Genomic DNA, 12619 nt, shown 5'->3' on the forward strand with positions numbered 1-12619 from the left:
AAATCCGTCAGCCGCCTTGTGCGTGCGGGGCGCCGCCGCCCTCGCACACGGGTGTCGCCGCGCCGCTTACTTCAGCAGGCTCAGCACCGTTTGCGGCAACTGGTTGGCTTGCGCCACCATCGCGGTGCCGGCTTGCTGCAGGATCTGCGCGCGCGAGAGGTTCGCCGTTTCCGTCGCGAAGTCGGCGTCCTGGATGCGCGAGCGCGACGCCGAGGTGTTCTCCGAATTGGTCGTCAGGTTGGTCACCACCGAGCTGAAGCGGTTCTGGATCGCACCCAGGTCGGCACGGCTGCTGTTGACCGTGCTCAGTGCCTTGTCGACCAGCGCCAGCGCTTGCTGCGCGCCCTTGACGGTGGTGATGTCGAGGTCCTTGGCGAATTTGGCGGCGGGCGCGGCGGTCGTCGTGGTCGGCGCGGTCGGGGCCGTGGCGCCGGTCCAGGTGCCGACGGCGACCGCAAAGCCCTTGAACGCGCCCGTCGAGTCCACGCTTTCCTTCACGGAGTCGAGCGTGATCGCACCGGCCGTCGTGCCGACCGTGGCCATGACGCCGGTTTCGCCGAGCTTGTCGTTGATGGCGCTGGCAAGTGCCGCCGTTGCCGCCTTCTGCGTGGTGGCCGCATCGACGCCCGACGCCTTCACGGTGATGTCGTCCAAGGTGACCGTCTTGCCCGCGCTGTCGGTGATGGTGAAACCCGATATCTTGACGTCGGTGTTGCCGTCCGCCGGCGCCGCCACGGTCAGCGAGTTCGAATCGAACACCGCCCCGCCCAGGGCAGCGGCCGTCGTGTTGGCGATCTTGTTGATGCCGATGGTCTGGCCCGCATTGGCGCCCACCTGGAACAGCTGGCTGCTGAACGAACCGTCCAGCAGCTTGGTGCCGTTGAAGTCCGACTGCTTCGACACGCGGTCGATTTCCGACACGAGCTGAGTCACTTCCGAGTTCAGCGCGGTGCGGTCGGTCGACGAGTTGGTGGCGTTGGCCGACTGCACCGCCAGTTCGCGGATGCGCTGCAGGTTGTTGCCGATTTCGCCGAGCGAGCCTTCAGCCGTTTGCGCCAGCGAGATGCCGTCGTTGGCATTGCGCACGGCCTGGTTCATGCCGCGGATCTGCGAGGTCATGCGCTCCGAGATCGCGAGGCCGGCGGCGTCGTCCTTCGCACTGTTGATGCGCAGGCCAGACGACAGGCGCTGCATCGACGTGGCCAATGAATTCTGGCTTTGCGACAGGTTGCGTTGTGCAGTGAGCGAACTGATGTTGGTATTGATGGTCGAGGCCATGAAGAGCTCCTTTGAAGCTGAATAAATCCGGCATTGCTGCCAATGACACGCCAGCAGAGAGACTGGCCACCTGGCGGATCACATTCGAGACCCGTTGGGTTGGTTTTCGGATCGAAACGCATGCAGCTTGAGTCTTTTATTTTTTGCAGCCCACCCTCAAGAAATCCGCTCAGCGGCAGACCAGCAAGTGTTGCAATACCGCACGCCAACAAAGTCACGTATTGGCCAACCGATGTGATGACGTCAAACAACGCCGCCTTGCCGGACCTTTGCGTGATCTGAATACCTTGGTGTTCGGACGCGTTCCTGATCTGTATGCAGGAAGTTTTCACGAACACTTTGGGTGTAGGCAGCAGGACGACAAGAACCGTCCCGAGGGAGACGCCGTTTACAGTTTCTTCCCTATTAAAGTTTGGATGGGGATCGACAGAATCGGTTTCAACGCAACCAGGACCCTCGTCCTTCCGAAAGCCTCCGACATGACCAGCGAGCAGATCCTTGCCGAGATACGCGAAGCCAACCTCACCTACCTGATGCTGGCGCAGAGCCTGATCCGGGCCGACAAGGCGCAGGCATTGTTCCGTCTCGGACTGTCCGAAGAATCGGCCGACCTGATTGACGGACTGTCGCCGGCACAGGTAATGAAGATCGCATCGGGCAGCATGTTGCTGTGCCGCTTCCGCGCCGACGACGACATGGTGTGGAGCCTGCTCACGCAGCACAACGTCAACGGCCGCACCGTGAACGACGCCACCACGCGGTTGCATGCAGGCATCGTGATGGCCGGCCGCTACGCCGACTCGGTCCAACCCTGAGCACGGCGGGCAACGAACATGGCCACTTCCAGAAGCGTTCTCGGCGACTCGCAGCAGATCGGCCGCGCCGTCAGCCTCATCGGCCTGGGCGCGCGCCTGCAGGTGCTCGAAAGCGAAACCGAACTCTCGTACGAGCGGCTGCTGCGGCTCTACAAGGAGGTGGCGGGCAAGTCGCCCTCCAAGGGCCAGCTCCCCTTTTCGACCGACTGGTTCCTGACCTGGCAGCCGAACATCCATGCCTCGCTGTTCCAGAACATCCACACCTATCTTTCGAAGACGAGCGACCTCGAACCGGTCGACGTGCTTATCAAGGCCTATCAGCTCTACACCGAGCAGATCTCGTCGTGCGACATCGAGCCGCAGTTGTCCATCACCCGCGCCTGGCGCCTGGTGCGCTTCATGGAGAACAACATGCTGACGATGACCAGGTGCTCCCGGTGCGGCGGCCACTTCGTCACCGAGCCCTATGAAAACGCGAAGCACTTCATCTGCGGCTTGTGCGTGCCGCCGGCGCGTGCGGGCAAGGGAGCGGCGGCGGGTGGCATTCATCTGCAGTGAATTCTGCGGACGGGCCTGCCGGCCAATGACACGATAAGGGCCCTTGAACGGGCCCTTTTCCTTGGAGCGCCGCGGCGTCGATCAAGGCCCAATCAGGTCACATCCTGAACTGACCACGCTCCATGTTCGTCATCATCGGTTACCTCGTCGCGCTGGGCTGCATCTTCGGCGGCTACATCATTCACGGCGGCAACATCGCGGTGGTGCTGCATGCGCTGCCGATCGAGATGATGGTGATCGGCGGCGGCGCGATCGGCGCCTTCATCGTCAACAACCAGCCCAAGGTGCTGAAGGCCACGATGCGCGCGGTGCCGACGGCCTTCAAGGGCTCGAAGTACACCAAGGCGCGCTACATGGAACTGATGGCGCTGCTCTACGACATCCTGCAGAAGGCGCGCAAGGACGGGCTGATGTCGATCGAGAAAGACGTCGAAGGCCCGCACGACTCGCCCATCTTCCAGAAGTACACGACGGTCGGCAAGGACCACCACGTCGTCGAGTTCACCACCGACTACCTGCGCATGATGGTGTCGGGCAACCTGAACGCACACGAGATCGAAGCGCTGATGGACAGCGAGATCGAGACGCATCACCAGGAGGAGCACGCGCCGGTGGCAGCCATTGCGCGGTTGGCCGGCGGCTTGCCGGCCTTCGGCATCGTGGCCGCCGTGCTCGGCGTGGTGAACACGATGGGTTCCGTGGGCCAGCCGCCCGCGGTGCTGGGCGCGATGATCGGCTCGGCGCTGGTCGGCACCTTCCTCGGCATCCTGATGGCGTACTGCATCGTCGAGCCCTTCGGTGGACTGCTGGAACAGAAGGCCGAGGACGGCTCCAAGGAGCTGCAGTGCATCAAGACGACGCTGCTCGCGAGCATGCAGGGCTACAACCCGACGACTGCCATCGAGTTCGGTCGCAAGGTGCTGTTCTCGAGCGACCGCCCGAGCTTCAGCGAGCTTGAATCGCACGTGAAGAAGAAGTAAGCCATGGCCACCAAGAAGCTGCAGCCGATCATCATCAAGCGGGTGAAGAAGACGGCGCATGCCCACCACGGCGGCGCCTGGAAGATCGCCTATGCCGATTTCGTGACCGCGATGATGGCGTTCTTCCTGCTGATGTGGCTGCTGGGTTCCACGGCCAAGGGCGACCTGCAGGGCATTGCCTCCTACTTCAACTCGCCGCTGCAGGTGGCGATGCCGGGCGGCTCGGGCGCGGGCAACAGTTCCAGCATCATTCCCGGCGGCGGCACCGACCTCACGCGCACCAACGGCCAGGTGCGCCGTTCCGAGGGCCAGAACAACGACCGCGCACGCATGAACGACGACGACCGCAAGGCGCAGATGGCGAAGCAGGACGCGCGCCGCATCGCCGCCCTGCGCGAGAAGATCGACGGGCTGCTGAGCGAGAACGCGATCCTCAGGGAGTTCCGCTCGCAGATCCGCATGGAGGTGACGCCCGATGGCCTGGAGATCCAGATCGTCGACGCGCAGAACCGGCCGATGTTCGACACCGGCGCCGCACTCGTGAAGCCCTATATGCGCGACATCCTGCGCGCCATCGGCACCTCGCTCAACAACGTCGAGAATCGCGTGAGCCTGGCCGGCCACACCGATGGCGCACCGTATGGCAACGGCGACCGCGGCTATGGCAACTGGGAGTTGTCGGCCGACCGCGCGAATGCCTCGCGCCGCGAACTCGTGGCCTCGGGCATGCCCGACGACAAGCTGGTGCGCGTGGTGGGCCTCGCGGCGAGCGACCTGCTCGACAAGAACAACGCGCTGTCGCCGGTGAACCGCCGCATCAGCATCACGGTGCTGACGCACGAGGCCGAGGCGCGGCTGCTTGGAACCAGGCGCATGGATGCGCCCGATGCCGTGAAGGCCATTGCCGAACAGGTCGCCGCGCGAGACCACGACAAGGCCGTCGCATCGACGCAGGCCGCCCTCGCCGCGGCGAATTGACGGGCACTGCAGCCTCTAATCGGCCCATCGCGCGGGCCGCTGATTCGCACAATGGAGGGCACTCGTAACCCACCATGGAATCCAGCAGCCAGGACCGTCAACTCCCCGCCACGCAGCGCAAGCTCGACCAGGCGCGGCGGGACGGGCAAGCGGCGCGGTCCAAGGACTTGCCGCATCTGGCGGTGCTCGGCACGGGCGGCGTTGCATTGCTGCTGCTCGCGCCGGCGGGGTTCGAACGCATGCGCGCCGCGCTGGCGCAAGCCTTTCACTTCAACGCGAACAGCATCGCGCAGCCGGGCGACATGCTGGCGCGGCTCTCGGCCTACGCGCAACTGGGTCTGATCGGTTGCGCGATCTTCTCGGCCATCGTGCTTTTCGCGGCCATCGGAACCACGGTGGCGACGGGCGGCTGGGTCGCGAGCCTGAAGTCGATCACGCCGGACCTCGGCCGGTTGAATCCGCTGTCGGGCATCGGCAACCTCGTGTCCAGGCAGCAGCTCGTCAACGTCGCGAAGCTGGTGCTGATGTCGGCGCTGCTCGGTACGGTCGGGTACATGTTCGCAGCCGGCTCGCTGCGGACCATTGCGCAACTGGCGATGCAGCAGTCGCCGGCCGGCCTTGCGGCAATGGGCGATTGGCTGGTCACCGGCCTGAGCCTGGTGATGCTCGTGGTGCTGGCGGCTGCCCTCGTCGACGTGCCGCTGCAAACTTATTTCCACCGCGCCAAGCTGCGCATGTCGCACCAGGAAATCAAGCAGGAGCACAAGGAAGCCGACGGCGACCCGCACACCAAGGGCCGGCAGCGCAAGACCGCACGCGAGATCGCGCAGCGCAGCAGCATCACCGCCGTGCCGCGCGCCGACTTCATCCTGATGAACCCGACCCACTTCGCGGTCGCGATGCGCTATGACGAGAAGGAAATGAGCGCACCGCAAGTCATCTCGAAGGGCGCCGACCTGCTCGCGATGAAGATCCGCGAGATCGCGAACCAGCATTCGATCCCGGTCGTGCAGTCGCCGATGCTGGCGCGCGCCCTGTACGCGCATGCCGAGCTGGACCAGCCGATTCCCGCCAGCCTCTATACCGCGGTGGCGCAAGTGCTGGCCTACGTCTATCGCTTCGAGGCTGCGCTGCGCGGCGAGGCGCCGATGCCGCTGGTCGTGCCGGAGCCCTTCGTGCCGCCGGAGCTCGATCCGCTCAACAAGATGAAGCCCGCATGAACCCGCAATTGCCTCGACAACTCCGCCAGTGGTTCGGCGCACAGGGCGCGATGTTCCAGCGCGCCGCTGCGCCGCTGCTCGTCGTCGCGATCCTCGCGCTGATGGTGCTGCCGATCCCGGCGTGGCTGCTCGACACCTTCTTCACCATCAACATCGCGGTGGCGTTGATGGTGATGATGGTCGCGGCGTACATGGTGCGGCCGCTGGACTTCGCGGCGTTTCCTTCCGTGCTGCTGCTGACCACGCTGATGCGCCTGTCGCTCAACGTCGCCTCCACGCGCGTCGTGCTGCTGCAAGGCCACACCGGGCCGGGCGCGGCGGGCGCGGTGATCGAATCGTTCGGCCACTTCCTCATCGGCGGCAACTTCGCGGTCGGCCTGATCGTGTTCGCGATCCTCGTGGTCATCAACTTCGTCGTGGTCACCAAGGGCGCCGAGCGCATTGCCGAGGTGTCGGCGCGCTTCACGCTCGATGCGATGCCGGGCAAGCAGATGGCGGTGGATGCCGACCTCAGCGCCGGCGTGATCGACGAGAAGGAAGCACGCCGTCGCCGAGGCGAAGTCGCCGAAGAAGCCAACTTCTTCGGCGCCATGGACGGTGCCTCGAAGTTCGTGCGCGGCGACGCGATTGCGGGCATCCTGATCCTCGTCATCAGCGTGATCGGCGGCTTCACCATCGGCGTGCTGCAGCATGGCTTGCCGGTCGGCAAGGCGGCCGACACCTACGTGCTGCTGGCAGTCGGCGATGCGCTGGTAGCGCAGATTCCGGGGCTGCTGATTTCGGTTGCGGCGGCCATGGTGATTTCCCGCGTCGGCAAGGAAAAGGACGTCGGCCACCAGATCGTGCAGCAGCTTTTCACCTCGCCGCGCGTGCTGGGCCTGACGGCTGGCGTGCTGGGTTTGCTGGGCGTGATTCCCGGCATGCCGAACCTCGTGTTCCTTGCCATGGCAAGCGTGCTCGGCTATGCCGCATGGACCATCTCGCGGCGGCCGCCACCGGCAGAGGCCGCGCCGCCCCCGCCGCCCTCGGCCGATGCCGAAGCCACCTGGGACGACCTGCAACCTGTCGACCTGCTCGGCCTCGAACTCGGCTACCGCCTCATCGCTCTCGTCGACAAGAACCGCACCGGCGATCTGCTCACCCGCATCAAGGGCGTGCGCCGCAAGTTCGCGCAGGAGGTCGGCTTCCTGCCCCCGGCCGTGCACGTGCGCGACAACCTGGAGCTCAAGCCGAGCGGCTACCGCGTCACCCTGCGCGGTGTGATCGTGGCCGAGGGCGAGGCGTTCCCGGGCATGTACCTGGCAATCAACCCTGGCGGCATCACCACGCCGCTGATCGGCACGCCGACCACCGACCCCGCCTTCGGCCTGCCCGCGCACTGGATCGAGGAGCGGCAGAAGGAAGCCGCGCAAATGGCCGGTTTTACCGTCGTTGATTCGCCCACCGTGATGGCGACCCATCTCTCACACTTGATGCAGGTTCAGGCAGCGCGCCTGCTGAGCCGCACCGAGACCCAACAACTGGTTGAACACGTGAGCAAGCTGGCCCCCAAACTGATCGAGGAAGTCGTACCCAAGCTGGTACCGATCTCCACCTTCCAGAAGGTGCTTCAACTGCTGCTGGAAGAGTCGGTCCATATCCGCGACATCCGCACCATCATCGAGACGCTGGCCGAGCAGGCCGGCCAGACCACCGACGCCAACGACCTCGCGCGCCGCGTGCGCATTGCACTCGCGCCGGCCATCGTGCAACAGATCTATGGGGCCGTGAAGGAACTCGACGTGATCGCCATCGAGCCTGGCTTCGAGCGCCTGCTCGTCCAGGCGCTGGCCAACGCGCAAGCCCCGGCGCTCGATCCCGGCGTGGCCGAGCTCTTCACGCGCACCGCCGCTGAAGTCGCGAACAAGCAGGAAGAGCTGGGCGTGCCCGCCTGCCTGCTGGTGCCCGATGCGATCCGGGGAGCGATCTCACGCCTGGTTCGCCGCGTGGCGCCCCGCCTGCAAGTGCTGGCGCACAGCGAGATTCCCGAGACCCACACCATTCGCATTGGCCCGATTCTTCGAGGTGCTTCCGCATGAACATCCAACGCTTTATCGCACCGACCGCCCGCGAGGCACTGGCCAAGGCACGCGCGGCCTTTGGTGACGACACGCTGATCCTGTCGAACCGGCAATTGGCCGAGGGCGTCGAGGTGATGGCTGCGACGGAAGCCGCGCTGGCGTTGATCGATGCGGCGCCGCAGGCTGCTGTTTCGAAGGGGCCCGCGCCCGTGCCGGCCGCCGCCCCCGCCCCGCAGGTGCAAGCCGTTGCGGCGCCCGCGCTGGACACGGCCGTGGAAGCCGACACCGAGCAGTTGGCGATGAGCACGCTGTCGTTCCAGGACTATGTGCGCGAGCGCATGCTGCGTCGCCAGCATGAGGCGCTTGCGCGGCAAGCGGCCGGAGCGGCGGAGCCGCTGTCTACGACCGCACCCGTGTTCGTGCGCGCAGCGGTCGAACCTGTGCCGGCGCCGCAGCGCACAACGGTCGATCCTGTGCCGGCGCCGCAGCGCGCAACGGCCGAGCCTGCGCCAGTGTCTGCGCCAGTGTCTGCGCCGCGGCCCGTACCGGCGGAGCCATCGACGCCGGTCGCTGTCGATTTGCGCGAAGTCGCGCCCGTGCCTGCACCCGCTCCCGCACAACCAAGGCAGCAACCCGGTACACCCGACATCGAGCCCGCGCCGGCACACTCGGAAGCCGCTCCCGCAACGGCCCACGTGCTGGCCGAACTGCAAGCGATGAAGGCGCTGATGGACGAGCGCTTCACCACGCTCGCCTGGCTCGGCCGTGCGCAGCAAGACCCGATCCAGCAGAACCTGATGCTGAAACTGGTGCGCGCGGGCTACTCGCCGAGCCTGGCACGCACGGTGCTCGAAGGCATGCCGGGCGAACTGGAACCCGCGAACGCCGTACGCTGGCTGCTCGGCACGCTCGAATACCGCCTCGGCGGCATGCCTGCGCTACCGACCATTCCGGAAGAAGGCGGCGTGTTCGCGCTCGTCGGCGCGACGGGCGTCGGCAAGACCACGAGTGCCGCCAAGCTCGCCACCTTCGGCGCGCAATTGCATGGCGCTGCAAGCGTCGGTCTCATCACGCTCGACACGCAGCGCGCCGGCGCGCACGAACAACTGCGCGCCTACGGCCGCAACCTCGGCGTGGTCGCGCATGCGGCGCACGACCGTGCCGCGCTGCTTGACCTGCTCGGCCTGTTGGCAAGCAAGAAGATTGTCATCATCGACACCGCCGGCGTCGCGCCGCACGACCCACGCCGCCGCGAGATGCTCGAGCTGCTCGACATACCGAGCATCAAGCGCGTGCTGGTGCTCAATGCCGGCGCGCACGGCGACACGCTGGAAGACATGGCCATCGCCTTCAAGCTCGGCGGCACGCGCCAGGCCATCGTGTCGAAGATCGACGAGGCGGCCAAGCTCGGCCCGGTGATCGACGTGCTGATTCGCCACGAGTTCGTCGTGCGCGGCATCAGCAACGGCCAGCGCGTGCCCGAGGACTGGCAGGCCGGCAATGCGCGCGGCTTGGTGCGCGCGTCGATGCAGGCCGCGCAACGCTCGGCCTTCGACCCCAGGACGGCCGACCTGCCCTGCTACTTCTCGCCCGTCGGCGAAGCGGCCTGAGCGGACGCCCAGCGCATGCTTGCTGCTCCTCCATCCGCCACGGCCGCCGCACAGATGTACAACCCGCAGGGCCGGCTCGACCGCGACGGCCTGATCCGCCAATACGTGCCGCTGGTCCAGCGACTGGCGCACCACATGATCGCCAAGCTGCCGGCGAACGTCGAACTCGACGACCTCATCCAGGCCGGCATGATCGGGCTGGCCGACGCGCTCTCGCGCTATGAGGCGAGCCAGGGCGTGCAGTTCGAGACCTTCGCGACGCAACGGATCCGCGGCGCCATGCTCGACGAACTGCGCGACGGCGACTGGCTGTCGCGTGGCTCGCGCAAGAGCCAGAAGGAGATCGAGAAGGCGCTGCACAAGCTGGAGCACCAGCTCGGCCGCTCGCCGGCCGAATCGGAGATCGCCAGCGAACTCAACATGCCGCTGGCCGAATACCAGTCGCTGTTGAGCCGCGTGCGCGGGACGCAGCTTGTGTACCTGGAAGACATCGGCGCCGGCCACGGCGAAGACGACGACGGCTTCCTCGATCGCCACGTCGCCGACACCGAAGCCGACCCGCTCAGCGTGCTCAAGGACCAGCGCCTGCGCCAGGCACTTGTCGCCGCCATCGAAGGCCTGCCCGAACGCGAGCGCTACATCATGGGCATGTACTACGAGCAGGATATGAACCTGAAGGAGATCGCGGCTGTGCTGGGTATCACGGAATCGCGGGTGTGCCAGTTGCACAGCCAGTCGATTGCGCGGTTGCGGGCGAAGATGCGTAGTCACTGAGCTGCGCCTGCGGTCAGCGCTCGGTGCCGTGCGGTTCGGCCTGCTTGCAGCGGGAACGGTAGTTATGCGTGGACGGTGATTCGCTTGAGGGCTTGAGGGCTTGAGGGCTTGAGGGCTTGAGGGCTTGAGGGCTTGAGGGCCTGAGGGCTTGAGGGCTTGAGGGGCCATGGCGGTCGGTGAACGTGCTGTCGCCAAGGGCAGCAGCGCAGCGGAAACGCCACTTCGCGGCGAAGGCCCGAATACGCGTTCATGGCCCGACTGCCGCTTTTGCATGTAGCTGTTCTGCTCCGGCGCGGATCGCGCTCACGTTGCATCGAATCCACGCCGCAATTCCGGTCGTGGCACTACGTCACGGAACTGCCGCTCCTGCATTCTGATTTGACTATTGTTATTAATTGACCGACGCGGTCTCGCGATGATTCTTGGTTCTTCAGGGATCAAGAAAATCATGAATTCGCATTGCCATCGCGTCATCTTCAACGCAGCGCGTGGCCTGCGCATGGCGGTGCAAGAAACCGCGAAGAGCGATGGCAAGGCGCCGGGCGCCACATCAGGCACTGCATCAGGCACAAGCGCATCGAGTGCGTTCAGCGCGGCATTGGCGGCTGCGCTCTTCATGTCGCCCGCGCTGGCCCAGGTGGTGGCGAACCCGACGTCGCCCGGCACCCTGCGCCCCATCGTGCTGGTCGCGCCGAACGGCGTGCCGACCGTAAACATCACCCCGCCTTCGGCGGCCGGTGTCTCGCGCAACCAGTACGCCGACTTCAACGTTGCGGCCTCCGGCCTGATCCTGAACAACAGCCGCGTTTCCGTGCAAAGCCAGATCGGCGGCTGGATTGCCGGCAACCAGAACCTGGCCACCGGCTCGGCGCGCATCATCCTCAATGAAGTCATCGGCGGGAGCGCGAGCCGGATCCGGGGCGCGCTGGAAGTGGCCGGCCCGCGCACGGAGGTGATCGTCGCGAACCCCAGCGGCATTGCCGTGAGTGGCGGCAGCTTCATCAACATCTCCAACCTCACGCTGACCACCGGCCTGCCGCAAGTCAACGCCTTCGGTGGACTGGACAGCTATGTCGTTCGTGGCGGCTCGGTCACCGTCGACGGCGCGGGCCTGGATGCGAGCCGCACCGACTCGGCCGCGATCCTGGCGCGCGCGGTCAACATCGGCGGTGGCATCTGGGCGCCGGACCTGAAGGTGGTCTCCGGCGCCAACCAGATCTCGGCCGACCACAGCCAGGTCACGCCGGTGGCCGGGGCCGGCTCCACGCCCACCTATGCGGTGGACGTCTCGCAACTCGGCGGGATGTACTCGAACCACATCTGGCTGGTCGGGACCGAACATGGGCTGGGGGTGCGCAACGCGGGAGCGATTCAGGCGCATGGCAGCAACGCCCCGGTGGGCCTGGCCGGCATCGGCCAGTTCGTCATCACCGCGGCGGGCCGGCTGGAGAACACCGGGACGATCCAGTCCACGGCAGACACCAGCATCACGGCCGCAAGCCTTGCCAACGCGGGCAATATCACCAGCGCCACCAGCCTGAAGGTCGCCACCGCGGGCGACCTCGCCAACAACCTCAACGGTGTCGGCGGCACGCTCGAAGGCCCGCGTGTCGAACTCTCCAGCAGCGCGGGCAACGTGGACAACCGCAATGGCGGCGCGATCCGCCAGACCAGTACCGCGGCCTTGAGCCTGAGTGCGCCCACGCTCAGCAATACGGCGGGTGGATGGATTGGAGCGGAACCGGTACCCGTGGCAACGACCAGCACCGGCACCAGCACCGGCACCGGAACCAGCACCACTGCCGCAACAGGAACCGGCAGCACGTCCACGGGTGCTGGCACGACAACGAGTGGCACCACTTCCACGGCAAGCACGTCGACCACGACTGCTGCTGCTGCCGTTCCCGTCGCACCGGGCTCGATCACGGCGTCCGGCGCGATATGGAACGACAACGGCGGCAAAGTCTACGCAGGCGGCCCCGTCACGCTGCAGACCGCGAACCTCGCCAACAACGGCGGAACACTGAGCGTGGCGAGCATGACGCTCAGCCAGCCGGGCTTCCAGAACGCAGGCGGCACTCTCAACGTCAGCGGCGCCTTCAACGCAACCCTCGGTACCTTCGACAACTCGGGCGGCAGCCTGCATGCAGGCAGCCTGAACATCGCGAGCACGGGCGACTTCAACAACCAGGACGGCGAGCTGACCAGCGATGCCGACGCCAACCTCACGGTGGACGGCTCGGCCAGCAACAAGCGAGGGACCATCTCCGCAGCGGGCGCCTTGACGCTCGACGTGGCAGGCGCGATATCCAACGTCGGCGCGACGCTGCTGGCCAACCAGGCCGT

General features: G+C 66.1%; 10 protein-coding genes. 9 read left to right on the plus strand and 1 reads right to left on the minus strand.

Going from position 1 to position 12619, the window contains the following annotated elements:
* Nucleotides 1-66 precede the first annotated feature (66 nt).
* Nucleotides 67-1278 carry a flagellin gene (locus WKW80_RS27285; RefSeq protein ID WP_340366714.1) on the minus strand — a complete coding sequence of 404 codons (1212 nt, stop codon included), beginning with the start codon at nucleotides 1276-1278 and terminating at the stop codon, nucleotides 67-69.
* Between the two features lie 479 nt (nucleotides 1279-1757).
* Between WKW80_RS27285 and flhD the strand changes: the two genes are divergently transcribed.
* From flhD to WKW80_RS27330, 9 genes are all read left to right on the plus strand, one after another.
* Nucleotides 1758-2093: a flagellar transcriptional regulator FlhD gene (gene flhD, locus WKW80_RS27290; protein WP_340366715.1), complete on the plus strand. Its 336-nt coding sequence runs from the start codon at nucleotides 1758-1760 to the stop codon at nucleotides 2091-2093.
* A gap of 18 nt (nucleotides 2094-2111) precedes the next feature.
* Nucleotides 2112-2651, plus strand: coding sequence for a flagellar transcriptional regulator FlhC (gene flhC, locus WKW80_RS27295; RefSeq protein ID WP_340366716.1), 540 nt, complete (start codon nucleotides 2112-2114; stop codon nucleotides 2649-2651).
* A gap of 122 nt (nucleotides 2652-2773) precedes the next feature.
* Complete coding sequence (gene motA / locus WKW80_RS27300; protein WP_340366717.1) at nucleotides 2774-3631, plus strand: flagellar motor stator protein MotA; 858 nt, start codon at nucleotides 2774-2776, stop codon at nucleotides 3629-3631.
* 3 nt (nucleotides 3632-3634) lie between these two features.
* Nucleotides 3635-4609 (plus strand): flagellar motor protein MotB, encoded by a 975-nt coding sequence (motB, locus tag WKW80_RS27305; RefSeq protein WP_340366718.1) that lies wholly within the window; start codon nucleotides 3635-3637, stop codon nucleotides 4607-4609.
* A gap of 74 nt (nucleotides 4610-4683) precedes the next feature.
* Nucleotides 4684-5829: an EscU/YscU/HrcU family type III secretion system export apparatus switch protein gene (locus WKW80_RS27310; protein ID WP_340366719.1), complete on the plus strand. Its 1146-nt coding sequence runs from the start codon at nucleotides 4684-4686 to the stop codon at nucleotides 5827-5829.
* Nucleotides 5826-7907 (plus strand): flagellar biosynthesis protein FlhA, encoded by a 2082-nt coding sequence (gene flhA / locus WKW80_RS27315; protein WP_422822974.1) that lies wholly within the window; start codon nucleotides 5826-5828, stop codon nucleotides 7905-7907. The genes WKW80_RS27310 and flhA overlap by 4 nt, the downstream gene beginning before the upstream one ends.
* Nucleotides 7904-9499, plus strand: coding sequence for a flagellar biosynthesis GTPase FlhF (flhF, locus tag WKW80_RS27320; RefSeq protein WP_340366720.1), 1596 nt, complete (start codon nucleotides 7904-7906; stop codon nucleotides 9497-9499). Before flhA ends, flhF begins: the two co-directional genes overlap by 4 nt.
* A 54-nt stretch (nucleotides 9500-9553) precedes the next feature.
* Nucleotides 9554-10273 (plus strand): RNA polymerase sigma factor FliA, encoded by a 720-nt coding sequence (locus tag WKW80_RS27325; RefSeq protein WP_340366732.1) that lies wholly within the window; start codon nucleotides 9554-9556, stop codon nucleotides 10271-10273.
* Between the two features lie 448 nt (nucleotides 10274-10721).
* Nucleotides 10722-12619: two-partner secretion domain-containing protein (locus tag WKW80_RS27330; protein ID WP_340366721.1), on the plus strand; the 1898-nt coding region annotated here is incomplete at its 3' end.

Origin of the sequence: Variovorax humicola (assembly GCF_037889915.1) — a bacterium.
GTDB lineage: Bacteria > Pseudomonadota > Gammaproteobacteria > Burkholderiales > Burkholderiaceae_C > Variovorax > Variovorax humicola.

Bases quoted from the DNA above. Each gene is read 5' to 3' on its own strand.
- flhF (WP_340366720.1), top strand. From the start codon at position 7,904: ATGAACATCCAACGCTTTATCGCACCGACCGCCCGCGAGGCACTGGCC.
- flhD (WP_340366715.1), top strand. From the start codon at position 1,758: ATGACCAGCGAGCAGATCCTTGCCGAGATACGCGAAGCCAACCTCACC.
- WKW80_RS27325 (WP_340366732.1), top strand. From the start codon at position 9,554: ATGTACAACCCGCAGGGCCGGCTCGACCGCGACGGCCTGATCCGCCAA.
- flhC (WP_340366716.1), top strand. From the start codon at position 2,112: ATGGCCACTTCCAGAAGCGTTCTCGGCGACTCGCAGCAGATCGGCCGC.
- flhA (WP_422822974.1), top strand. From the start codon at position 5,826: ATGAACCCGCAATTGCCTCGACAACTCCGCCAGTGGTTCGGCGCACAG.
- motA (WP_340366717.1), top strand. From the start codon at position 2,774: ATGTTCGTCATCATCGGTTACCTCGTCGCGCTGGGCTGCATCTTCGGC.
- motB (WP_340366718.1), top strand. From the start codon at position 3,635: ATGGCCACCAAGAAGCTGCAGCCGATCATCATCAAGCGGGTGAAGAAG.
- WKW80_RS27310 (WP_340366719.1), top strand. From the start codon at position 4,684: ATGGAATCCAGCAGCCAGGACCGTCAACTCCCCGCCACGCAGCGCAAG.
- WKW80_RS27285 (WP_340366714.1), bottom strand. From the start codon at position 1,278: ATGGCCTCGACCATCAATACCAACATCAGTTCGCTCACTGCACAACGC.